Origin of the sequence: Pantoea sp. Cr_R13, from assembly GCF_029222565.1 — a bacterium.
GTDB classification, from domain to species: Bacteria; Pseudomonadota; Gammaproteobacteria; order Enterobacterales; family Enterobacteriaceae; genus Pantoea; species Pantoea eucalypti.
Map to the genome: position 1 here is coordinate 119,149 of NZ_JARHXL010000013.1, position 22,269 is coordinate 141,417.

21 protein-coding genes and 2 pseudogenes are annotated in these 22,269 nt (G+C 56.5%); 17 read left to right on the plus strand and 6 right to left on the minus strand.

The features are described 5' to 3' along the window. Positions 1–35 precede the first annotated feature (35 nt). Positions 36–1,460: pseudogene (locus P2R09_RS08420) on the minus strand (PLP-dependent aminotransferase family protein). An 87-nt stretch (positions 1,461–1,547) separates the two neighbouring features. On the opposite strand from P2R09_RS08420, the gene P2R09_RS08425 reads away from it, so the two are divergent. After that, entirely contained in the window at positions 1,548–1,991 is a 444-nt protein-coding gene (locus P2R09_RS08425) for a rhodanese-like domain-containing protein (RefSeq protein ID WP_275768743.1), read from the plus strand. Position 1,992: 1 nt separating this feature from the next. On the opposite strand, the gene flk is transcribed toward P2R09_RS08425, so the two are convergent. From flk to P2R09_RS08445, 4 genes are all read right to left on the minus strand, one after another. Beyond that, positions 1,993–3,039: a flagella biosynthesis regulator Flk gene (gene flk / locus P2R09_RS08430; RefSeq protein WP_003854279.1), complete on the minus strand. Its 1,047-nt coding sequence runs from the start codon at positions 3,037–3,039 to the stop codon at positions 1,993–1,995. Positions 3,040–3,152: 113 nt separating this feature from the next. Beyond that, positions 3,153–4,658, minus strand: a complete 1,506-nt coding sequence (locus P2R09_RS08435) for a tripartite tricarboxylate transporter permease (RefSeq protein ID WP_003854278.1) — start codon at positions 4,656–4,658, stop codon at positions 3,153–3,155. A gap of 10 nt (positions 4,659–4,668) precedes the next feature. Beyond that, positions 4,669–5,100, minus strand: a complete 432-nt coding sequence (locus tag P2R09_RS08440; RefSeq protein ID WP_275768747.1) for a tripartite tricarboxylate transporter TctB family protein — start codon at positions 5,098–5,100, stop codon at positions 4,669–4,671. A gap of 12 nt (positions 5,101–5,112) precedes the next feature. Next, positions 5,113–6,093 (minus strand): tripartite tricarboxylate transporter substrate binding protein, encoded by a 981-nt coding sequence (locus P2R09_RS08445; RefSeq protein ID WP_275768749.1) that lies wholly within the window; start codon positions 6,091–6,093, stop codon positions 5,113–5,115. 120 nt (positions 6,094–6,213) lie between these two features. Here P2R09_RS08445 and tctD point away from each other — a divergent pair, with 120 nt between their 5' ends. Both tctD and P2R09_RS08455 read left to right on the plus strand, forming a co-directional pair. Next, complete coding sequence (gene tctD, locus P2R09_RS08450; protein WP_275768751.1) at positions 6,214–6,885, plus strand: transcriptional regulator TctD; 672 nt, start codon at positions 6,214–6,216, stop codon at positions 6,883–6,885. Continuing rightward, the gene (locus tag P2R09_RS08455) at positions 6,876–8,264 is read left to right on the plus strand and encodes a sensor histidine kinase (protein WP_275768753.1); all 1,389 of its coding nucleotides are present in this window, start codon (positions 6,876–6,878) and stop codon (positions 8,262–8,264) included. Before tctD ends, P2R09_RS08455 begins: the two co-directional genes overlap by 10 nt. Here the strand turns inward: P2R09_RS08455 and P2R09_RS08460 are convergent. Further along, positions 8,245–9,144, minus strand: a complete 900-nt coding sequence (locus tag P2R09_RS08460) for a DMT family transporter (protein ID WP_275768755.1) — start codon at positions 9,142–9,144, stop codon at positions 8,245–8,247. The two genes, P2R09_RS08455 and P2R09_RS08460, sit on opposite strands and share 20 nt — an antisense overlap. Before the next feature lie 153 nt (positions 9,145–9,297). On the opposite strand from P2R09_RS08460, the pseudogene P2R09_RS08465 reads away from it, so the two are divergent. The 14 genes and pseudogenes from P2R09_RS08465 to P2R09_RS08530 all read left to right on the plus strand — a co-directional run. Continuing rightward, positions 9,298–9,461 (plus strand): annotated as a pseudogene (locus P2R09_RS08465) (AraC family transcriptional regulator); the annotation flags it as partial. Positions 9,462–9,516: 55 nt separating this feature from the next. After that, the gene (gene pdxB, locus P2R09_RS08470; RefSeq protein WP_275768757.1) at positions 9,517–10,650 is read left to right on the plus strand and encodes a 4-phosphoerythronate dehydrogenase PdxB; all 1,134 of its coding nucleotides are present in this window, start codon (positions 9,517–9,519) and stop codon (positions 10,648–10,650) included. Positions 10,651–10,954: 304 nt separating this feature from the next. Beyond that, on the plus strand, positions 10,955–11,962 hold the full coding sequence (locus P2R09_RS08475) for an aspartate-semialdehyde dehydrogenase (RefSeq protein WP_003854270.1): 1,008 nt from the start codon (positions 10,955–10,957) through the stop codon (positions 11,960–11,962). 2 nt (positions 11,963–11,964) lie between these two features. After that, positions 11,965–12,768: a tRNA pseudouridine(38-40) synthase TruA gene (gene truA, locus P2R09_RS08480; RefSeq protein WP_003854269.1), complete on the plus strand. Its 804-nt coding sequence runs from the start codon at positions 11,965–11,967 to the stop codon at positions 12,766–12,768. A gap of 29 nt (positions 12,769–12,797) precedes the next feature. Further along, complete coding sequence (locus P2R09_RS08485) at positions 12,798–13,460, plus strand: DedA family protein (RefSeq protein WP_008926480.1); 663 nt, start codon at positions 12,798–12,800, stop codon at positions 13,458–13,460. Between the two features lie 144 nt (positions 13,461–13,604). Next, positions 13,605–14,519, plus strand: a complete 915-nt coding sequence (accD, locus tag P2R09_RS08490; protein WP_275768763.1) for an acetyl-CoA carboxylase, carboxyltransferase subunit beta — start codon at positions 13,605–13,607, stop codon at positions 14,517–14,519. Positions 14,520–14,613: 94 nt separating this feature from the next. Continuing rightward, on the plus strand, positions 14,614–15,882 hold the full coding sequence (gene folC, locus P2R09_RS08495; RefSeq protein ID WP_275768764.1) for a bifunctional tetrahydrofolate synthase/dihydrofolate synthase: 1,269 nt from the start codon (positions 14,614–14,616) through the stop codon (positions 15,880–15,882). Beyond that, positions 15,872–16,654 carry a cell division protein DedD gene (gene dedD, locus P2R09_RS08500; protein WP_275768766.1) on the plus strand — a complete coding sequence of 261 codons (783 nt, stop codon included), beginning with the start codon at positions 15,872–15,874 and terminating at the stop codon, positions 16,652–16,654. The genes folC and dedD overlap by 11 nt, the downstream gene beginning before the upstream one ends. A 265-nt stretch (positions 16,655–16,919) precedes the next feature. After that, on the plus strand, positions 16,920–17,405 hold the full coding sequence (cvpA, locus tag P2R09_RS08505) for a colicin V production protein (protein WP_003854265.1): 486 nt from the start codon (positions 16,920–16,922) through the stop codon (positions 17,403–17,405). A gap of 37 nt (positions 17,406–17,442) precedes the next feature. Then, entirely contained in the window at positions 17,443–18,960 is a 1,518-nt protein-coding gene (gene purF / locus P2R09_RS08510; RefSeq protein ID WP_003854264.1) for an amidophosphoribosyltransferase, read from the plus strand. Positions 18,961–19,072: 112 nt separating this feature from the next. After that, positions 19,073–19,642, plus strand: coding sequence for a UbiX family flavin prenyltransferase (locus P2R09_RS08515; protein ID WP_008926477.1), 570 nt, complete (start codon positions 19,073–19,075; stop codon positions 19,640–19,642). 259 nt (positions 19,643–19,901) lie between these two features. Further along, the gene (gene argT, locus P2R09_RS08520) at positions 19,902–20,684 is read left to right on the plus strand and encodes a lysine/arginine/ornithine ABC transporter substrate-binding protein ArgT (protein WP_275768779.1); all 783 of its coding nucleotides are present in this window, start codon (positions 19,902–19,904) and stop codon (positions 20,682–20,684) included. A 179-nt stretch (positions 20,685–20,863) separates the two neighbouring features. Next, positions 20,864–21,553 (plus strand): histidine ABC transporter permease HisQ, encoded by a 690-nt coding sequence (locus tag P2R09_RS08525; protein WP_275768781.1) that lies wholly within the window; start codon positions 20,864–20,866, stop codon positions 21,551–21,553. Next, positions 21,546–22,262, plus strand: a complete 717-nt coding sequence (locus P2R09_RS08530) for an ABC transporter permease (protein WP_003854259.1) — start codon at positions 21,546–21,548, stop codon at positions 22,260–22,262. Before P2R09_RS08525 ends, P2R09_RS08530 begins: the two co-directional genes overlap by 8 nt. The last annotated feature ends 7 nt before the right edge of the window (positions 22,263–22,269 follow it).

Below are 22,269 nucleotides of genomic sequence, written 5' to 3' on the forward strand. Positions count from 1 at the left end.
AAGCCCATCGCCGTTACCTCATTTACCCCTCCGTGTTAACCCTCCCGCTGCAGCAGCCGCAGTAACTTATCGCATCCTGCCACAATCTCGTCAGGCGTCAGCGCGGCAAAACCGAGCATCCAGCCTTGCTGAGATGCGTGTCCGGCATAAAGCGGACTCAGTCGCGGTAGCAACAATCCCTGTTGTGTTGCCAGCGCGGTTAAGCGTGCTTCATCCTTTTGTACTGTTACCGTCAGCTGCAATCCACCGCCGCTGGCTATTGGCGTGATCCACGGCGAGAGCCGCTGCTCAATCTGCTCAAGCAACCGATCGCGACGGCTGTGATAGAGCTGACGCATCAGGCGCAGATGGCTGGCGAAATGTCCCTGTTGCAGAAAGGCGGCGGTGACAGCCTGCGGCAGCAGGGCGCTGTGCCCATCCAGCACGCTCCGTGCCCGGCCTATGGACGTAACCAGCGCCGGCGGCACCACCATCCAGGCCAGTCGCAGGGAAGGAAACAGCGATTTCTAGAAGGTGCCCAGCGTAATGACCCGCTGATGCCGGTCCAGACCCTGCAATGCAGGAATCGGACGTTCGTTGTAGTGAAACTCGCTGTCGTAATCGTCTTCTATCAGCCAGCTCTGGTTGCGCTGCGCCCAGTCCAGCCATGCCAGACGTCGCGGCAGGCTGAGCGTGACGCCGGTTGGATAGTGATGCGAGGGCGTCAGGTACATGAGCGTTGCACTGCCACTGGTGGGCAGGGCGCCTTCGGCATCAACAATAATCCCACGCACCCGTGCGCCTGCAGCCAGGAAGGCATTGCGGGCACCGGCATAGCCCGGCTCCTCCATCCACACCTCATCACCAGGATCGACCAGCATCATGCTCAGTAACTGCAGCGCCTGTTGGGAACTGGTCAGTATGATGACCTGATCCGGCTGGCACGCGACGCCCCGGGAGAGTGTCAGATAATCAGCAAGTGCACTGCGTAACGGCAGATAGCCACAGGGATCGCCATATCCCATTGCGGCGCTGCCCAGAGAACGCTGTACGCTGCTGCTCAGGCGTCGCCAGGTGTGATGAGGAAACGCACGTAACTCCGGTGAACCGGATGCGAACGCGTGAGGAAAAGGGGGATCCTGACAGCCACCGGTTGCCAGAACCTGCTGGCCGCGCGCCGAAAAACGGGCGGGCTGATGCCGTGTCGGCAAAGATGAGGGGGTGCCGGGGATGATGATGGCGACAAAAGTACCGCGACCGGTTTCACGTCGCAGATAGCCTTCACTCTCCAGTTGCGCGTAGGCCGCTTCCACCGTCACGCGTGAAAGTTGCAGATCCAGCGCCAGCTGTCTGCTAGAGGGTAACTGCTGACCCGCGCGCAGATGGTGCCGGTTAATCGCCAGCCGAAGGGTCGCGCAGAGACGTTCACGCACGCCGCCACTGGTCTGATGCTGGAAAAGTTGTAACAGCGGTGAAGACATATCGGTCTTATCCCCGATGAAGAATAGGTATCAGTAAGCAGTCCACTTTGCCGTAAACTGCGAATTCATCACAACAGGAGAATCGCTATGTCATCAGTTTTACGCATTCCGGCTGCCACGCCGCAGCAAAGCCTCGACTATCTTCAGGCAAAACTCGCGTATTACACCGACGCGTGGGATCTGGCGGAAGACCTGGGGCAGCAGCGTCAGGCTATCGTGGTGATTGATGCGCGTGCGCCGGAGGCTTATCGCGCCGGGCACATCTGCGGCGCCATCAACTTTCCGCATCGCGGGATGGATGCCAGCACGACGGCCCGGCTTGATCGCAGCAAAGTGTATATCACTTATTGTGACGGCATTGGCTGTAACGGCTCGACGAAAGCGGCCCTGAAGCTGGCATCTCTGGGCTTTCAGGTAAAGGAGTTAATTGGCGGGCTGGATTTCTGGAAACGTGATGGTCATCCGCTGACCTGGGGTGATGCGGCGGGTGAATGGCCCGTTACCGCGACCAAAGCATCCTGTGGCTGTTAGCTCAGAGTACCAGCCAGAGTAAAAGGGTGATGACGACCAGTGCAATAAAGAAACCCAACAGCGGACGCCCTGCCAGTGACTGAATCGGCGGCGGCAGCGAGGCGACAAAGGGTGACCAGATCGGCTGCGGTTTAATCTCGCTGGCAGCCAGCGGTTGTTCGTGCAGTTTTTCTGCCCGGTCTGCGCGACGGCTGAACAGAAAATTCAGCAAATCCTGAGTCTGAGTCACCGTGAGCACCGTCTGTGGCGTGGCCTGAAAACGCTGCTGGCTGTAATCCTCCAGCTGCTGCCGCTCCTGCTGATCAAGCGGCTGTTTCAGGGAGGCTTCCAGCAGGTGCAGCGTGGGGGCGCTGTGCTGACTCAGCGTCTGGCGCACCTGGAGATATTGGGTCAGCAGCGGGAAGTGACGTGACGGGATCGGATCGCCGCTGGTCAGGTTCACCAGCTTCAGCGCAGCTGTCCACAGCTTACCGGTGGATTCGCCGGTGGCAGCGGCAAGGCGCACCACCTGCTGATTCAGCGTATGGTGCTCAGCAGGCAGCAGCGTTCGGTCGCTGACGCGAATCTGCTGCGGCTGGGGAATCGTCATCTGCCCGTTCTGCAGCATCGTCAGCACCTGGCGCAACTGATCCTGGCTCAGCGCGCTGAGCACTGTCTGGCCAAATTGCTGACGGATAAAATCGCTGACAGCCTGGCGGTTATTGCCCTTGGGCAGCAAGTCGGTGAGCTGGGTCATCAACAGGCGGGTGGCATGTCCATTTTGCGTCTGCGTGAGGCGGTTATTAAGATACTGCTCCGCTGCCGGAAAATGACGCGACTGCAACTCCGCTTCACTCTTGACGCCCACTTCATGACGGAGCCCCGCCCAGAGTTCAGGCGCTTTAAGATTGCTGAGCGAAGAGATACGTACGATCAGGCGTTCTAACGTCGTGCGCTGCGCAGGCGAAAGAGGCTGTTCACCGGCCACGGAACCGTGACGCGTTACGCCGGTTTGCGGATTGACAGATGAACGATCGACCGGCACACCGGGGCCGCTAAGAGGTTGCATGGCGGATTCCTTGGAAAAACAGAACAGCGTGGGGTGCGCCGGAAAAAGAATAGGCCATGATAGCAAAAGCCCCCGGGAAATCCCACGGGGGCATGCGCGTTTCGGCAGGAGAATTACGCTTCGGTGCGCTTCAGTTGGTGACGACGCCAGCGTTTCCAGATTGGCGGCACCAGCAGAACCGCAATTGCCAGAACCAGCAGGATTTTACAGATCAGACTTTCCCACAGAATGACCATGTTGCCGTTGCTGATCGACAGGGCGCGACGGAGGTTCTGCTCCAGCATCTCACCCAGCACAAATCCCAGAATCAATGGCGACATCGGAAAATCCATTTTACGCAGGATATAACCAAAGATACCCAGTCCCACCATCAGCAACAGGTCAAAAGTGGTGCTGTGCACCGCGTAGACGCCCACGGCAGAAATAGCGGCAATGGCTGGCACCAGAAACCACAATGGTATGGTTAGCATGCGGGCGAAGACGTTGATCATCGGGATATTCATGATCAACAGCATTACGTTGCCGATCAGCAGGGCAGCAATCAAGCCCCAGACAATATCTGGCTGCTCAACAAACATCGCCGGTCCTGGTGTAATGTTGTAGAGCGTTAATGCGCCGACCATCACCGCTGTTGTCCCTGAGCCGGGAATACCCAGTGTCAGCATCGGAATAAAGGATCCACAGGCAGAAGCATTGTTTGCCGCTTCCGGTGCTGCCACACCACGAATATCGCCTTTACCGAACTGATCGCTGCCGCTGATCTTTTTCTCAGTCATGTAGGCGATAGCACTGGCGATGGTGGCGCCTGCGCCAGGTAACACACCCACAAAGAAACCGATAAACGAGGAGCGCAGCGTTGCGCCGGTTGCCATAGAGGCTTCTTTCATGTTGAACATCATGCGACCGCTGGCACGGACCGCTTTCTGCCCGGTACTGGTGGACTCCAGCATCAGCAGAATTTCGCTGACTGAGAACAGACCAATCACCACCACCACAAACTGAATGCCATCGGAAAGGTGAACGCTGTCAAAGGTAAAGCGGTATACGCCGGTATTGGCATCCACGCCCACCGTGGCCATGCTGAGCCCTATTAATGCCGCAAGGAACGACTTCAGGGGATTATGACTCATCATGCTGCCAAGACAGGCGATAGCGAATACCATCAGTGCAAAATATTCCGCCGGGCCAAATGCCAGCGACCAGCTGGCCAGCAGGGGCGCGAACAGAATAATGCCGATAATCGCGATGGTTGAACCGATAAATGAACTGACGGCTGAGATGGACAGGGCAACGCCTGCTTTGCCCTGTTGCGCCATCGGATAACCATCCAGCGCGGTCATGATCGCGCCGGCATCACCGGGCACGTTAAGCAGGATGGAGGAGATGCGTCCGCCATATTCACAGCCGATATAGACCGTTGCCAGCAGGATCAGCGCCGATTCCGCCGGTAAGTGCAGGGCAAAGGCCAGCGGCATCAGGATTGCCACGCCGTTGATCGGCCCCAGACCTGGCAGCAGGCCGACGATGGTACCGATAAAACAGCCAATCAGGGCAATCAGCAGGTTCTCTGGCGTCATGGCGACGGCAAAGCCCTGCATTAAAAAGGACCAGGTATCCATGATACTCTCCTTAACTCAGCCAGCTGCCGACCGGAAGGGTCACTTCCAGCAGATGGTCAAAGGCATAAAAAAGTGTGGTGCCCATTACCACGCCGGACAGTGCGGCTGCCCACCAGCGCGCACCAAACAGCAAGCCGATGCCAAACGTCAGCAGCGTTGTGCTGATGGCAAAGCCCAGCGCTTCAAACAGCCAGCCATAGAGCATCATCATTGCCGCCAGCGCCACCAGACGTTTCAGTATGCTGTGGGCTGGCCAGTGAATGGTGTCGGGTTTACGAAACAGCATCAGCACGGCACAGATTGCCATCAGGCCAAGGATCGCCATCGGGAACGGTCGTGGTCCTACCGGTTCGTAGCTGTATTCACTCTGAATTTGCCAGGCTATTACCATGCCGCCGAGGCACAGGGCCAGCCACAGGCCCGCAAAAATACGATCGCTCATGATTCGCTCCGCTTATTTGGCCAGACCAAATGATTTTGCCTTCTCACGATAATCCGCCACCTGCGTTTTCACGTAGCTATCGAGTTCCTGCCCGAACATGTTGAATTCAAACAGACCACGCATATCGCGTTGTTTTTTAAACTCCGGGGTATCCACCATCTTTTTAAATGCCTGCTCCCACCACTGATAATCAGCATCGCTGACTTTTGGACCGAGGTAGTAGCCACGAATGACGGGCCAGACGATGTTAAAACCCTGTTCTTTGGCGGTAGGGACCTCAGCCAGCTGGCCAGGAAGACGTTGATCGGACATTACCGCCAGTACCCGCATTTTGCCGCCCTGCAGATGTGGCACCATCTCACTCATGTCGCCGGAAACCACCTGAATATGATTACCGAGCAGCGCCGTTACCGGCTCTCCACCGCCTTCAAAGGCGACATAGCGCATTTTGCGGGGATCGATGCCCGCTTCGCGCGCCAGCAACGCTGTTTTCATCCAGTCCTGACTGCCGATTGACGCGCCGGCACCGACAACCACTTTGGTCGGATCTTCTTTCATTGCCGCCATCAGTTCGCCCAGGGTTTTCCATGGCGCATCTTCGCGTACGGCGACCATACCGTAGTCCGTTCCCACGGCGGCCAGCCACTTCACATCGTCAACCGAGTAGCGACCAAATTTGCCCTGCGACAGGTTCAGCAGCGATCCACCAGAAAAGGCAACCACCGTGCCCGCTTCAGCCGGACGCTGGGCGATAATGGCGTTATAGGCCACCGCACCCACGCCGCCAGGCATATAGGTCACGCGCATCGGGGTTTCAATTTGTTTGGTTTCCTGCAGCGAGACCTGCAACAGCTTGCAGGTAAGATCAAATCCGCCGCCCGGTTTGGCAGGTGCAATACATTCGGTGCGGCCAGGGGCGTCAGCGGCATTGGCAGCCGGCACCATCAGCGCCAGCAGGGCAGAGGTAAGGGCGGTATGGATTATTTTTTTCATCGTGGGCTCCATTCATTCTTCCAGAGTGTGATTACAGCTGTAATATTGGCGTTACAAAATTGTTAAAACAGTTACCTTTCATTTACCTTTCACTGCCCGGATTTAATGACAGGATGTGATATGCGTCTCTTACTGGTTGAAGATACCGTTGAACTGGCACGCTGGCTGCAGAAGGCGCTGACGCAAAAGGGCTTCGCCGTTGACTGGGTTGCAGATGGGGTTGCCGCCGATCACGCGTTGCAATGTGAAGCCTATACGCTGGTCGTGCTGGATGTTTCCCTGCCGCGTATTGATGGTCTGGAGGTGCTGACGCGGTTACGGCGGCGTGGACAGGGTGTGCCGGTGTTGCTGTTAACGGCGCGCAGTGCACTGGATGACCGGGTGCGCGGCCTGAATCTTGGGGCGGATGATTATCTGACCAAGCCGTTTGAACTGGATGAGCTGGAAGCGCGATTGCGCGCGCTGTTGCGGCGCAGTCAAAGCCAGGCCGCGCAAAGTCAGTCACTGGGGCAACTGGTGCTGGATGGGGAAGGCTATTTTCTGCTGGCTGAAAAGCCGCTGGCATTAACGCCGCGCGAATCAAGCATTCTTACTACACTGATGCAGCGTCATGGCCGGCCCGTTTCCCGTCAGCATCTCTATGAACAGACCTTTACTCTGGCTGATGAGGCCAGTCCGGAGAGCATTGAGCTGTATGTGCATCGGGTGCGTAAAAAACTGGCGGGCAGTGATGTAGCGATTGTGACGCTGCGCGGACTCGGCTACAGCCTGGAAACCTTGCCGTGCGGCTGATTCACTCGCTGCGCGGCGAGCTGCTGGCGTGGCTGGGCCTGCCACTGCTGTTGCTTTGGGCGCTGTCAGTCTATACCCACTATCAGAGTGGGCTGGCAGCAGCCAACCAGGCCTATGACCGCTCGCTGCTGGCTTCGGCCCGAACCGTGGCAGAACGTCTGGTGGTGCGACAGCAGCATCTGGAAGTCGATGTTCCCTGGGTGGTGCTCGACAGCTTTGAACGCAATATGAATGATCAGCTGTTTTATCAGGTCATTTCCCCGCAGGGAAAAACCCTCTCCGGTTACGACGATCTGCCGCCGATTCCGCCAGCCAGTGAAATGTCGACCGCTTATCCGGCGCTGGTGCACTTCTATGATGGTCGCTATCACCAGCATCGCATTCGCGTTGCGGCACTCTGGCAACCGGTTAGTGAGGCGGGTGTTGAAGGCATGGCACTGGTCCTGGTGGCTGAAACCATTAATTCTCGTCAGGAGTTCGCCAGCCGGTTGATGCGCACTGCGCTGATCAGTCAGAGCGGCCTGGTTCTGATGACGCTACTGCTGGCCAGTCTGATGCTGCGTCGGGTGCTACGACCGCTACGCCGACTGTCACGCATAGTCCTGCAGCGGGATGGGGGAGAGTTAACGCCACTGCCGTCATTACCCTGGTCAGAGCTTCAGCCGCTGATCATCGCGTTTAACCGTTACCTGGAGCGCCTGCGCGGGCTGCTGGCGCGTCAGGATCGCTTCAGCGCCGACGCGGCTCACCAGCTTCGCACCCCGCTGACCATCCTCAAAACCCAGGTCAGCGTGGCACTCAACAGCGATCGTCCTGAGCAGTGGCAGGAGAGCCTGCTTGGGATGCGTCACACGCTGGATGAGACCATTTTACTTACCGACCGGCTGCTACAGCTGGCACGCATTAAAGCGCGGCATGGTGAAGATAAGCCAATGGCACGTGTCGATCTGGCCGCCATTGTGCGTGAAGCCTGTTTTAGCCGTTATCCGGCGGCGCGAACCCGACAGCTTGACCTCGGTTATGAGGGTGAAGAGTGTCATAAGGTGGTGGGGGATGGTGTTCTGCTGGGCGAGCTGTGCGCCAACCTGCTGGATAACGCCATTAAATACACCCCGCACAATGGCGTGGTGACGGCGCGCGTGACACCTGGAAAACTGGAAATTGAGGATAGTGGTCCGGGTATTGAGGATGCCAGTCAGACCAAAGCACTGCAGCCTTTTCAGCGGCTGGATAATGTCGGCATGCAGACTGGTGCGGGTATTGGTCTTGCGCTGGTCCAGGATATCTGTGCCTGGCATGGTGCCACAATGCAGCTGGACCGCAGCCCGCAGCTTGGCGGGCTGCGGGTAACCGTCTTGTTTACCTCGGTGGCAGGCTGACCGTTTTACGCCGGGTTAACGGCGTACGCAGTCGCTGCGCCAGGATTACACCGCCCAGCGTCAGACCGCCGCCAATCCAGTGGTAACTGTGCAGCTGTTCATGCAGGAATATCACCGCAATCACCGCGGTAAATACCGGAATCAGATTCATAAAGATGCTGGTGGTGCTGGCCCCCAGACGCTGCACGCCATGGATCCACAGAAACGGCGCGATGATCGACGCAAACAGACCGGCAAATGCCACCAGCGGCAGATTATGCCGGTTAAGTGCCACCTCAGGTGCCAGCAGAAAACCAGGCAACAGCAGCACGACACCAAATAAAATCTGCACATACAGGCTTTGCCAGATCGGCAGTGGCAGCGCCCAGCGCCGTGTCAAAACGCCATAGAGTGCATAGGCGGCGGATGCGGCCAGCATCAGCAGTTCGCCTTTGCCCAGGCCATGATTCAGCAGTTGCATCACATTGCCTTCACTGACCAGCCATACCAGACCGATGAATGAGATGATACTGCCGAGCAGGATACCGAGCGTCGGCGCAATGCGGAGGATCATGACGCTCAGCAGCACGGTGAGCAGCGGAATGAGTGCACCAATAATGCCCATAAAGAGTGCGCTTACGCTGTGTGCCGCGTAGTACGCGAGGCTCTGATAGAGCACCATCCCGAGCAGCCCAAGCATAGCCAGCCGCCAGAGATGCGGCTTGATAGCCACACGCGCCCGCCACACGCCGGGCAGCACAAACGGCGTCAGCACCAGTAGCGCCAGCAGCCAGCGATAGAAAGAGATCGCCGCGGGATCGATCGCACTGGCTGAGAGCTTGCTGACAATGGAGTTTATTGACCAGATTATTACCGCAAAGAGCGGATAGAGGAAAAACATGCTGACTCTCTATATGTATAATTAATGAGGCGCAGTGTACGCGTGTCCGGATTTATTCAGATCATTAATATCGGAAAAATAAGTGATTGATGGGACAGAGTGACGCTGAAAGTGACCTGTCACTCCCCGCGTCATATGACCTCGGGCGGGTCACGACAGCGGCTGCGTTTTCTGCGCGCCATCGTGCTGCCGGAGCAGAGGAACCTGTGCAGCGTCTCGCCCTTGCGCTGGCATACCGTTCTGCCCCAGCGCTGATTGTCATGTTTGAGCAGCAGGCGGAAATCGCGCCCGATCGCTATCGCACACGGTTAGGCTAACGCGTCGCTTTGTGCCAGAATCACTTCCCTCTATGCAACTGACAGGAAAGCCGTAGTGAAAATTCTGGTCGATGAAAATATGCCCTACGCCCGTGAGTTATTCAGTCGTACCGGCGATGTTGTCGCGGTGCCGGGACGTCCGCTGCCGGTGGCAGAACTGGCCGATGCCGATGGCCTGATGGTGCGCTCAGTCACCCAGGTGAATGAGTCACTGCTGGCAGGAAAGCCGGTCAGGTTTGTCGGAACCGCCACGGCGGGCACCGATCATATCGACGAGAACTGGCTGCAACAGGCGGGCATTGCGTTCTCTGCCGCACCGGGTTGTAACGCCATTGCCGTAGTGGAATATGTATTCTCTGCGCTGCTGCTGCTGGCGGAGCGCGACGGCTTTGAGTTGCGTGACCGCACGGTCGGCATCGTCGGTGTCGGTAACGTTGGCGGGCGTCTGCAAAAGCGTCTGGAGGCCTGGGGCATCAAAACCCTGCTGTGCGATCCACCACGCGCCGATCGGGGTGACGAGGGCGATTTCCTCTCGCTGGAAGCCGTCGCCGCACAGGCCGATATTCTGACTTTCCACACCCCGCTGTTTAAAGACGGTCCCTATAAAAGCTGGCATCTGGCCGATGCGGCGCTGCTGATGGCGCTGAAGCCCAACACCATTCTGATCAATGCCTGTCGCGGTCCGGTGGTGGATAACAGCGCGCTGCTGGAGGTGCTGAAAATGCGGCCGGATCTCAGCGTTGTACTGGATGTCTGGGAGCCGGAGCCGGATCTCTCACTGGCGTTACTGGATAAAGTTGATATCGCCACGCCACACATCGCGGGCTACACCCTGGAAGGCAAAGCGCGCGGCACTACGCAGGTATTTGAAGCCTGGTGCGATTTTATTGGTCAGCCGCAGCAGGTGCCGCTTAGCACTTTACTGCCGGTGCCGGAATTCAGTGAAATCACCCTGAATGGCCCGCTGGATCAGCCAACGCTGAAACGCCTGGCGCATCTGGTGTATGATGTGCGCCGCGATGATGCCCCCCTGCGTAAAGTGGCGGCCAAACCGGGCGAATTTGATCGCCTGCGCAAGCAGTATCTGGAGCGCCGCGAATGGTCGTCGCTGCAGGTGAACTGTGATGACGCCACAACGGCTGAGAAGCTAAACCAGCTGGGCTTTAACGCAATCATCTCCCCGAAATAACGGGCGCTGCAGGTCAGTCGCCCCGGCGCGGTTTCCGCTCTGAATCAGTCAGTTGACGGAAGCGATGCGTACTGCTGGCATGGCTGCATGACGGTGGTTTCCGGGGGGAGATACCCCATGGATTTCGGGTTGCATTGCGGCGGCAAGAGCACGAGTTCCGATGAGCTTACTCAGGTAAGTGATTCGGTTGAGTGAACGCAGCCAACAAAGATGCAACGTGAAAGACGATGGGGATAAATCTGAATCCCTGGGCGGTGAATATCACCGCCTTCTGTTTTTATGTCATTGTCTGGAGTAAACCAACATGTCTGACGGCTGGAATATTGCGCTACTTGGCGCGACAGGCGCAGTAGGGAACGCTGTACTGGAACTGCTGGCGGAACGCCAGTTCCCGGTTGGTGAATTATATTTGCTGGCCAGCGAAAACAGCGCGGGCGAAATCAAGCGTTACGAGGGCCGCTCGGTGCGGGTCGATAACGCAGAGACGTTCGACTGGTCACAGGCGCAGCTGGCCTTTTTCGTGGCGGGACGTGACGCTTCGGCGCGCTTTGCCGATGAAGCGGCTAACGCCGGTTGCCTGGTGATCGACAGCAGCGAGCTGTTTGCGCTGGAACCTGATGTGCCGCTGGTGGTGCCGGATGTGAACCCGCAGGTCCTGGCTGATTATCGTAATCGCAACATTATCAGCGTGGCAGATAATCTGGTGAGCCAGCTGCTGACCGCGATAAAACCGCTGGTGGATGCAGCCGGATTGAGTCGTTTACAGGTGACTAACCTGATTTCGGTCTCCAGCTACGGCAAAGTGGCGGTGGATGCGCTGGCTGGGGAAAGTGCCCGCTTGCTGAATGGTATTCCAGCCGATGAACACCATTTTGGTCGTCAGCTGGCGTTTAACCTGATGCCCCAACAGGCCGATGCAGAAGGCAGCGTGGAAAGTGAACGTCGCCTGATTGATCAGGTGCGTAAAGTCCTGCAGGACGAAGGCTTACCGATTGCGGTCAGCAGCGTACAGGCACCCGTGTTCTACGGTAATGCGCAGATTGTGCATATCGAAAACCTGCGCCCGCTCTCTGCGGAAGAAGCGCGTGCCGAGCTGGCGCTGGCGTCAGATATTCGTCTGAGCGAAGAGGATGAGGTGCCGACGCCGGTTACGGATGCCTCAGGCAACGGCGAACTGAGCATCGGCGCAGTACGTAACGACTACGGTATTCCGGAGTTGCTGCAGTTCTGGTCAGTGGCGGACAACATTCGTTTTGGCGGTGCGCTGATGGCGGTGAAAACTGCCGAGAAACTGGTTCAGGAGTATCTGTAACCATGTCCGATGGTCAGACGCAAAAACTGGCGCTCGGCATCGAGTATGACGGCAGCCGTTACTACGGCTGGCAACGTCAGAATGAAGTCCGCAGCGTGCAGGAGAAGGTAGAGCGCGCGCTGTCGAAGGTCGCGGATCACCCGGTCAGCATTTTTTGCGCGGGCCGCACCGATGCGGGCGTTCACGGAACGGGGCAGGTGGTCCATTTCGAGACGACATCGCAACGACCTGATGGCGCCTGGACGCTGGGCGTGAACGCTAACCTGCCGCCGGATATTGCGGTGCGCTGGGTGAAAGCGGTGCCGGATGAATTTCATGCCCGCTTCAGCGCTACGGCCCGACGCTATCGCTACCTGATCTATAATCAGCGCCTGCGTCCGGCGGTGCTGTCGCAGGGCGTCACGCACTTCTACCATCCTCTGGATGCGGAAAAGATGCAGCGCGCCGGGCAATGTTTGTTAGGCGAAAATGATTTTACCTCATTTCGTGCCGTGCAGTGCCAGTCGCGTACTCCGTGGCGCAACGTGATTCATCTTAACGTCACGCGTCAGGGCCCTTACGTGATTGTGGATATCAAAGCCAACGCTTTTGTCCATCACATGGTGCGCAATATCGTGGGCAGCCTGATGGAGATAGGCTGCGGCAATAAGCCTGAGTCATGGATGGCCACGCTGCTGGCGGCGAAAGATCGGACACTGGCCGCAGCCACAGCCCGGGCAGAGGGATTGTATCTGGTGGCGGTGGACTACCCATCCCACTTTGCGTTACCACAACCGTCGATGGGACCCTTGTTCCTCGCGGATTAATTTACTTTCAGGACTTAAAAGGGCGCGCTATGGAGTTTATCCATTTTCTGGTCGATTTTATTCTGCACATCGATGTGCATCTTGCTGAACTGGTTGCACAGTACGGTATCTGGATTTACGCTATTTTGTTCCTGATTTTGTTCTGCGAAACCGGACTGGTGGTCACGCCATTCCTGCCGGGTGATTCGCTGCTGTTTGTGGCGGGCGCCCTGGCCGCGCTGCCAGGTAACGATCTCAATGTGCACATTATGGTGGCATTGTTAGTGGTGGCGGCGGTTCTGGGGGATGCGGTGAACTACACCATTGGCCGCCTGTTTGGCGAACGGTTGTTCAGTAACCCGAACTCGAAGATTTTCCGTCGCAGCCATCTGGATAAAACCCATGCGTTTTATGCCCGTCATGGCGGAAAAACCATTATCCTTGCGCGCTTTGTGCCCATCGTCAGGACGTTCGCGCCGTTTGTTGCGGGGATGGGCCATATGTCCTATCGCCACTTCGCGCTGTTCAACGTGACGGGTGCACTGCTATGGGTGCTGCTGTTCTCCTACGCCGGCTACCTGTTTGGCGATCTGCCGGTGGTGCAGGAGAACCTGAAGCTGCTGATTGTCGGCATTATCCTGGTGTCGATTCTGCCGGGTGTGATTGAAGTCTGGCGTCATCGCCGTCAGGCTAAGCAGCAGAAGCTGCCATAAGGCTTCGCTCAGGGGTAAGACCAGATTTTTATCCACAGTCTGAACAGGTTGTGGTTTAATGAGCGACATTTACCGTCTGCTGAAGCGGTTTTCAGCAGTATCAAGACGACTGGACCAGGTCAGTTTTAAACAGAAAGGTCATCAATGAGCTGGATTGAACGCATTCTTAATAAAAGCACCGGAACGCCTGTGCGCAAAGCCAGTATCCCGGAAGGGGTCTGGACCAAGTGTGACAGCTGTGGTCAGGTTCTCTACCGCGCCGAGCTGGAGCGTAATCTTGAGGTCTGCCCGAAGTGTGACCATCACATGCGTATGCATGCCCGTGAGCGCCTCGGCAGTGTCCTCGATCAGGGCACTATGGTTGAGCTGGGCAGTGAACTTGAACCTAAAGATCTGCTCAAGTTCCGTGACTCCAAAAAGTATAAAGACCGTCTGGTAGCGGCCCAGAAAGACACCGGCGAGAAAGATGCGCTGGTTGTCATGAAAGGTCAGCTGCACGGCATGCCGGTTGTTGCGGCAGCCTTTGAATTTGCCTTTATGGGCGGTTCAATGGGTTCTGTGGTCGGTGCGCGCTTTGTGCGTGCGGTTGAGCAGGCGTTGGAAGATAACTGTCCGCTGATCTGCTTCTCCGCCAGTGGTGGTGCCCGTATGCAGGAAGCGCTGCAGTCGCTGATGCAGATGGCGAAAACCAGTGCGGCACTGGCCAAAATGCGCGAGCGCGGTCTTCCGTATATTTCTGTGCTGACTGACCCGACGATGGGTGGCGTTTCGGCCAGTTTTGCGATGCTGGGTGACCTCAATATCGCGGAACCTAAAGCGCTGATCGGCTTTGCCGGTCCACGCGTGATCGAGCAGACCGTACGTGAAAAACTGCCGCCAGGCTTCCAGCGCAGTGAGTTCCTGATTGAGAAGGGCGCGATCGATATGATCATTCGTCGTCCGGAAATGCGTTACAAACTGGCAAGCCTGCTGGCAAAAATGATGAACCTGCCGGCACCGCTGCATGACGGTGAACAGTCCGCTCCTGTGACGACTGAATCGGAAAGCAACGAGGCCTGACAGGAGATAGAGAGGTGCGTCCAAAGCACCTCTTACCAATGCACCGTATACCACAGCACCAGTCTGCCAGGTATAAATAAGCAAAACGGGACATATGGACAATCTTCACCTTCCTCAAGCCACGTCGCCTTTGGCCACGTGGCTTTATTATCTTGAGCACCTGCATACTCAGGCCATTGAACTGGGTCTGGACCGTATTCGTCAGGTTGCGCTTCGTCTCGACCTGCTGAAACCCGCTCCCTTTGTCTTTACCGTAGCCGGTACTAATGGCAAAGGCACGACCTGTCGGACCCTGGAAACGCTGCTGATCGCAGCGGGCTACCGCGTTGGCGTCTACAGCTCGCCACATCTGGTGCGCTACACCGAGCGCGTTCGGGTCCAGGGAGAGGAGCTGAGTGAAGCGCAGCACTGCGCCAGTTTTGCGAAGATTGAAGCCGGACGTGCGGATATCTCCCTGACCTATTTCGAATTTGGCACGCTCTCTGCGCTCAATCTGTTCCGCCAGGCGCAGCTGGATGTAGTGATCCTCGAAGTCGGCCTCGGCGGACGGCTGGATGCCACCAACATCGTGGATGCCGATGTCGCCGTAGTCACCAGCATTGCACTGGATCATACTGACTGGCTTGGGCCGGATCGCGAAAGCATCGGGCGTGAGAAAGCGGGTGTGTTCCGGGCGGGGAAACCGGCAGTCGTCGGTGAACCCGATATGCCACACAGCATCGCGGTGGTCGCGCAGGAAAAAGGCGCTGAGCTGTTACAGCGCAACCGTGACTGGTCATGGCATGCCCAGGCCGAAAGCTGGTCGCTGCGTGATGCGCTGGGGGAGCTGAACGATCTGCCACTGCCCCAGGTGCCGTTACCTAACGCGGCGACGGCACTGGTGGCGCTCCGTGTCTCAGGGCTTGAGGTCAGTGAGGCGCAGATTCGCGCCAGCCTGCCGCTGGCGATGCTGCCAGGGCGTTTTCAGACGATTAGTGAATCACCGCGCGTGATTCTGGATGTCGCCCATAATCCGCATGCAGCGTCCTATCTGGCGTCACGGCTGGCGACGCTGCCGAAACGCGGCAAAGTGCATGCCGTCGTGGGCATGCTGCATGATAAAGATATTGCCGGTACGCTGACGGCGCTGGCACCCATGGTCGATGCCTGGTACTGCGCGCCACTTGACGGTCCGCGCGGCGCCAGTGCTGAGCAACTGCTGGATTGCCTCTCGCAGGGCGAAGCCTTTAGCACGGTTGAGCTCGCCTGGCAGCAGGCACGCCAGCGGGCAGCGCCGCAGGACACTGTGCTGGTCTGTGGTTCATTCCACACCGTTGCACTGGTCATGGAATCGATTGAAACGGAGAAAGGACGTGGCAAGTAAGTTTCAAAACCGTTTAGTCGGCACCGTTATTCTGGTCGCCGTTGGCGTGATTGTGCTGCCAGGGCTGCTGGATGGTCAGAAAAAGCATTACAAAGAGGAGTTTGCCGCTATTCCGCTGGTGCCGAAACCTGACGATCAGCAGGACAGTGAAATGGTGCCACCGGTTACCCAGTCGCTGCCGTCCCAGCCACCTGAAGGCGCGGGCAATGCGGTCAACAGCAGTAATGGTAATAGCAAAAGCAGCGTCACGGCAGAGCAGGGGCGTGCCGAGCCGGATGATGATAGCGAACCGACTGTGGTTTCGCCGCCGCCGGTTCATCAGTCTGTGCCTGCACAGACGGTGACCAAACCGAAAGTGGCAGAGCAGCAGAAAACTAAAGTCACTGAGCAGCCTAAGCAGAAACCGGTCGAACAGCAGAAGCCTAAAGCGGTGGAGCAGACGAAGCCGAAGCCGGAAGAAACGCCTAAAGCGGTCGAACAGCCGAAGCAGGAAGCGGCGCCAAAAGCAGCAGAGACGACCGCACCGGCAGGGCAGGCTTATGTGGTGCAGTTAGGTGCGCTGAAAAACGCCAGCAAAGTGAATGAGATTGTCGCGCAGTTGCGGCTGTCGGGCTATCGCGCCTTTACTGTGCCTTCAACGCCCGTTCAGGGTCAGATAACCCGTATTTACGTCGGGCCGGATGCCTCAAAAGCCAAAATGCAGAGTGCAGTTGGCGAGCTGAAAAGCATCTCAGGGTTGGGCGGTGTCGTGAAACCGTACAGCGCCCGCTAAACCGGCGATTGGCGCTGCCGATAGCAGTAACAGGCGGTGTCTTTTTCCCGGCGTACAGCGTGCTCAGTTCGCGCTGTACGCCTGAAATAGTGAATATTTTCAACGGCCTCTCCGGCGGAGAATCACCCAGGCGATTGCGTTTTTTTTCATCGCCTTTTTTATGGATGCAGAAAAAGAAAACCGCTACGCAAACGTTTTCTTTTTCTGTTAGAATGCGCCCCGAACTGGATGCAGGGGTGCAATTGCACTGGCGCTGGAAGAGTTCATGATCTGGATTGATTACGTCATTATTGCGGTAGTTGGTTTTTCGGCTCTGGTCAGCCTCGTCCGTGGGTTTGTCCGGGAAGCCTTATCTCTTGTTACCTGGGGATGCGCGTTTTTTGTCGCCAGTCATTACTACGCCTACCTTGCAGTCTGGTTTACAGGTTTTGACGACGAACTGGTTCGTAACGGTATCGCCATCGGTGTGCTGTTTGTGGCTACCCTGATTGTCGGGGCCATTGTGAACTACGTTATCGGCACGCTGGTGGAGAAAACCGGCCTGTCGGGAACCGACCGGGTGTTGGGCGTCTGTTTCGGGGCGTTGCGTGGTGTGCTGATCGTAGCCGCTTTGCTGTTCTTCCTTGATACATTCACTGGCTTTTCTAAAAGTCCAGACTGGCAACAGTCTCAACTCATTCCCGAGTTCAGTTATATCATCAGGTGGTTTTTTGATTACCTGAAAAGCACGTCGAGTTTTTTACCCCGGTGATGTGACCGGGAGTGCGGCTAAATGAGGAAATGACAACATGTGCGGTATTGTCGGTATCACCGGTTTCATGCCGGTCAACCAGTCGATCTATGACGCGTTAACGGTGCTCCAGCACCGCGGGCAGGATGCCGCAGGCATTTGTACGATTGATGCGCTGAAATGTTTTCGCCTGCGAAAGGCAAATGGCCTGGTCAGCGACGTTTTCGAAGCACGCCACATGCAGCGTCTGCAGGGCAATATGGGGATTGGCCACGCGCGTTATCCCACTGCGGGAAGCTCCAGTGCCTCTGAAGCGCAGCCATTCTATGTAAACTCCCCATACGGCATCACCCTGGCGCATAACGGTAACCTGACCAACGCCCACGTGCTGCGCAAGCACCTGTTTGAAAAGGGCCGCCGTCACGTTAATACCACCTCAGATTCTGAAATCCTGCTGAATATCTTTGCGCAGGAGTTAGATCGTTTTCAAAACGATCCGCTGGAAGCCGACAACATTTTTGCCGCGGTCGCTGCCGTACATCAGCAGGTGCGTGGCGCCTACGCGGTTGTCTCGATGATTATCGGCCACGGCATGGTCGCTTTCCGTGACCCTAATGGCATCCGTCCGCTGGTGCTGGGCAAGCGCGTTATCGCTGATGGTCGCACCGAATATATGGTCGCCTCCGAGAGCGTCGCGCTGGATACGCTGGGCTTTGAGTTCATCCGTGACGTCGCACCGGGTGAAGCCGTCTATGTCACTGAAGCGGGCCAGCTCTCTACCCGCCAGTGTGCTGAAAACCCGAAAAGCAATCCGTGCCTGTTCGAATATGTCTATTTTGCCCGTCCGGACTCTTTCCTGGATAAAATCTCCGTCTACAGCGCCCGTGTCCGCATGGGCACCAAGCTGGGCGAGAAAATTGCCCGCGAGTGGGAAGATTTGGATATCGACGTGGTGATTCCTATTCCGGAAACCTCTACCGATATCGCGCTGGAAATTGCCCGTATTCTCGACAAGCCTTATCGTCAGGGCTTCGTGAAAAACCGTTACGTCGGCCGTACTTTTATCATGCCGGGCCAGCAGTTACGTCGCAGCGCGGTTCGCCGCAAGCTCAACGCTAACCGTGCCGAATTCCGTGATAAAAATGTCCTGCTGGTGGATGACTCTATCGTGCGCGGCACCACCTCAGAGCAGATCATTGAGATGGCGCGTGAAGCCGGCGCCAAACGCGTTTATCTGGCGTCTGCAGCACCGGAAATTCGTTTCCCGAACGTCTATGGCATCGATATGCCGAGCGCCACGGAACTGATTGCGCATGGCCGCGAAGTGGAAGAGATTCGCCAGCTGATTAAAGCCGATGCGCTGATTTTCCAGGACCTGGACGATTTGATTGAAGCGGTGCGTGAAGAGAACCCGGACATCGCCCAGTTTGAATGCTCGGTGTTTAACGGTATCTACGTGACGAAAGATGTCGATCAGCAGTATCTGGAGTATCTGGAATCGCTGCGCAACGATGACGCCAAAGCGCTTCAACGCCAGAACGAAGTTGAAAACCTCGAGCTACATAACGAGGGCTGATACGCTCAGCGGGTGGTCAACATAAAGCAGGGCGGGAGCAATCCCGCCCTGTTTGTTTTCAGAAACCTGCTGGCCGCGTATGATGGTGCATTGGCTGACATAAGGTTGGAATATGAAACGACTCATCATTGGCATCTCCGGCGCAAGTGGGGTGATCTATGGCGTGCGCATGCTGCAGGTGTTGCAGCAGGTGGAAGAAGTAGAAACGCATCTGGTCATGAGCCAGGCGGCGCGTCAGACGCTGGGGCTGGAGAGCGACTATTCGCTGCGTGACGTGCAGGCGCTGGCCGATGTGGTGCATGACGTGCGCGATATTGCAGCAAATATTTCGTCGGGGTCATTTAAAACGCTGGGCATGGCGATTTTACCCTGCTCAATGAAAACGCTTTCAGGCATCGTCCACAGTTACACTGACTCCCTGTTGACCCGTGCGGCTGACGTCATATTAAAAGAGCAGCGTAAGCTGGTATTGTGCGTACGTGAAACGCCATTGCACGTTGGACACCTGCGCATGATGACCACCGCCGCCGAGCTGGGTGCCATAATAATGCCGCCAGTGCCGGCTTTTTATCATCGGCCTGAAACCATCGATCAGCTGATTGACCAGACCGTCAACCGGGTTATTGATCAATTCGATATCGAATTACCGGAAGATCTCTTCGCGCGCTGGCAGGGTGCATAAAGTTCCGCTGGCGCACTTATTTAGTGCATAAGCGCGCCTCGGATCACTCTTCGTGCATTTGATGCACCAAAAGTTAACAACGTCGCTTTTTCTCTTTTACTTCACTGCTATATTCCCCCTACAAACACAGCGTTTTCGCCTGTCTGACATCACGCTAACTGCGTGGAAAACTTGCAGAACTGGCATGAAACATGCAAATTAATTTGCGCAAACACATCACAAATCACATAACAAAAAGCACTTCACTTGAGGGTAATCTATGAAAAAGCGTGTTCTGGCTCTTTCCCTGATGCTGGGCTTATCCAGTGCTGCCAGCGTATTCGCGGCAGTGCCGGGTTCAATCCGTATCGGCACAGATCCAACTTACCCACCGTTTGAGTCGAAAGACGCGCAAGGCAAGTTAGTGGGCTTCGATATCGATCTCGCTAACGAAATCTGTAAACGTATTCATACCCAATGTACCTACGTTGAAAGCGACTTCGATGCGCTGATCCCGTCGCTGAAAGCGAAAAAAATTGATGCCATCATCTCCTCACTTTCCATCACAGCAAAACGTCAGGAAGAGATCGCCTTCTCGGATAAGCTTTACGCCGCTAACGCGCGTTTAGTCGCACCGAAAGGATCGAAAATTCAACCGACCATTGAGTCGCTGAAAGGCAAAAATATCGGTCTGCTGCAGGGCACAACCCAGGAAACCTATGCCAATCAGAACTGGCGGCCTAAAGGGGTCAACGTTACGCCTTATGCTAATCAGGATCTGGTTTATCAGGATCTGAATGCCGGTCGTATTGATGCGGCCTTCCAGGATGAAGTGCAGGCCAGCGAAGGTTTTCTGAAGCAGCCGGTCGGTAAAAACTACGCGTTTGCCGGTCCGTCCGTCAAAGATGACAAGATCTTTGGCGTCGGCACCGGTATGGGACTGCGTAAAGATGACAGCGAACTGAAAGCCGCCATCGACAAAGCCTTTGCTGACATGCGTAAAGATGGCACCTACGACAAGATTGCGAAGAAATACTTCGATTTCAACGTGTACGGCGACTAACCATCCTGTCGCTTTACCTTCTGTTTCCGTTCTGCCGGGACTGAGCCGGTTCTGCCCGATGCAGAAACCGGACCTGGCCCGCAGATAACGGAAAGCGTCTGAAACGGAGAGGTAAAGCTAAACTGCCCGTCTCGCTTGCGGGCAGCGTTTCGTTTACACCCCACGACAGGACCCTTTCGATGCTGTATGGCTATTCTGATGTAATTCTTCGGGGCACGCTGGTGACGCTGGAGCTGGCACTCACCTCTGTCGTACTGGCCGTGCTGCTGGGCCTGATTGGCGCAGGCGCGAAACTGTCGCGCAGCCGGCCGCTGGCGATGATTTTTGAAGGGTACACCACGCTGATTCGTGGCGTGCCTGACCTCGTACTGATGCTGCTGATCTTCTACGGTCTGCAGATTGTCCTCAACCAGGTAACCGATGCGCTGGGCATGGCGCAGTTTGATATCGACCCGATGGTGGCCGGTATCATCACGCTCGGCTTTATCTATGGTGCCTACTTCACCGAAACCTTCCGTGGTGCTTTTATGGCTGTGCCTCAGGGACAGATAGAAGCGGCTACCGCATTTGGTTTTACCAGCGCGCAGGTGTTCCGCCGCATTCTATTTCCGGCCATGATGCGCTATGCGTTGCCGGGCATCGGCAACAACTGGCAGGTGATTCTGAAAGCCACCGCGCTGGTCTCGCTGCTGGGGCTGGAAGATGTCGTGAAGGCAACGCAACTGGCGGGGAAAAGTACCTGGCAGCCGTTCTACTTCGCCATCGTGGCGGGTGCGATTTATCTGGTGTTCACCACGCTGTCGAATGGTGTGCTGTGGTGGCTGAACCGTCGCTATACGGTCGGTGTGAAGAGGGCGAGTTATGATTGAGATTATTCAGGAATACTGGAAATCGCTGCTCTGGACTGACGGTTATCGTTTTACCGGTGTGGCTATCACTCTGTGGCTGCTGATCCTCTCGGTCACCGTTGGTGGCTGTCTGGCTATCCTTCTGGCGATAGCGCGGGTTTCGCCTAACCGGTTTATCAGTTTCCCGGTCTGGCTTTTTACCTACGTGTTTCGCGGCACGCCACTCTATGTGCAGTTGCTGGTGTTCTACTCCGGCATGTACACGCTGGAGATTGTGAAAGGCACTGAACTGCTGAACGCATTTTTCCGCAGTGGCCTGAACTGTACGTTACTCGCCTTCACCCTGAATACCTGTGCTTACACCACAGAGATCTTTGCCGGTGCCATTCGCTCGGTGCCCCATGGTGAGATTGAGGCGGCGCGGGCGTATGGCTTCTCCACCTTTAAACTCTATCGCTGCATTATCCTGCCCTCGGCGCTGCGGACGGCACTGCCAGCCTACAGTAACGAAGTGATTCTGATGCTGCACTCCACGGCGCTGGCTTTCACCGCCACGGTGCCGGATCTGCTGAAAATCGCGCGGGATATTAACTCGGCGACCTATCAGCCGTTTACCGCCTTTGGCATTGCGGCTGTGTTATACCTGATTATCTCTTACGTGTTGATCAGCCTGTTCCGCCTGGCGGAACGCCGCTGGCTGGCCCACGTGAAACCCTCTTCATCGCATTGAGTAGAAC

Bases quoted from the DNA above. Each gene is read 5' to 3' on its own strand.
- truA (WP_003854269.1), top strand. From the start codon at position 11,965: ATGTCCGATGGTCAGACGCAAAAACTGGCGCTCGGCATCGAGTATGAC.
- purF (WP_003854264.1), top strand. From the start codon at position 17,443: ATGTGCGGTATTGTCGGTATCACCGGTTTCATGCCGGTCAACCAGTCG.
- accD (WP_275768763.1), top strand. From the start codon at position 13,605: ATGAGCTGGATTGAACGCATTCTTAATAAAAGCACCGGAACGCCTGTG.
- P2R09_RS08435 (WP_003854278.1), bottom strand. From the start codon at position 4,658: ATGGATACCTGGTCCTTTTTAATGCAGGGCTTTGCCGTCGCCATGACG.
- P2R09_RS08530 (WP_003854259.1), top strand. From the start codon at position 21,546: ATGATTGAGATTATTCAGGAATACTGGAAATCGCTGCTCTGGACTGAC.
- P2R09_RS08515 (WP_008926477.1), top strand. From the start codon at position 19,073: ATGAAACGACTCATCATTGGCATCTCCGGCGCAAGTGGGGTGATCTAT.
- folC (WP_275768764.1), top strand. From the start codon at position 14,614: ATGGACAATCTTCACCTTCCTCAAGCCACGTCGCCTTTGGCCACGTGG.
- P2R09_RS08425 (WP_275768743.1), top strand. From the start codon at position 1,548: ATGTCATCAGTTTTACGCATTCCGGCTGCCACGCCGCAGCAAAGCCTC.
- P2R09_RS08460 (WP_275768755.1), bottom strand. From the start codon at position 9,144: ATGTTTTTCCTCTATCCGCTCTTTGCGGTAATAATCTGGTCAATAAAC.
- argT (WP_275768779.1), top strand. From the start codon at position 19,902: ATGAAAAAGCGTGTTCTGGCTCTTTCCCTGATGCTGGGCTTATCCAGT.
- tctD (WP_275768751.1), top strand. From the start codon at position 6,214: ATGCGTCTCTTACTGGTTGAAGATACCGTTGAACTGGCACGCTGGCTG.
- cvpA (WP_003854265.1), top strand. From the start codon at position 16,920: ATGATCTGGATTGATTACGTCATTATTGCGGTAGTTGGTTTTTCGGCT.
- P2R09_RS08445 (WP_275768749.1), bottom strand. From the start codon at position 6,093: ATGAAAAAAATAATCCATACCGCCCTTACCTCTGCCCTGCTGGCGCTG.
- P2R09_RS08525 (WP_275768781.1), top strand. From the start codon at position 20,864: ATGCTGTATGGCTATTCTGATGTAATTCTTCGGGGCACGCTGGTGACG.
- P2R09_RS08440 (WP_275768747.1), bottom strand. From the start codon at position 5,100: ATGAGCGATCGTATTTTTGCGGGCCTGTGGCTGGCCCTGTGCCTCGGC.
- P2R09_RS08475 (WP_003854270.1), top strand. From the start codon at position 10,955: ATGTCTGACGGCTGGAATATTGCGCTACTTGGCGCGACAGGCGCAGTA.
- P2R09_RS08485 (WP_008926480.1), top strand. From the start codon at position 12,798: ATGGAGTTTATCCATTTTCTGGTCGATTTTATTCTGCACATCGATGTG.
- flk (WP_003854279.1), bottom strand. From the start codon at position 3,039: ATGCAACCTCTTAGCGGCCCCGGTGTGCCGGTCGATCGTTCATCTGTC.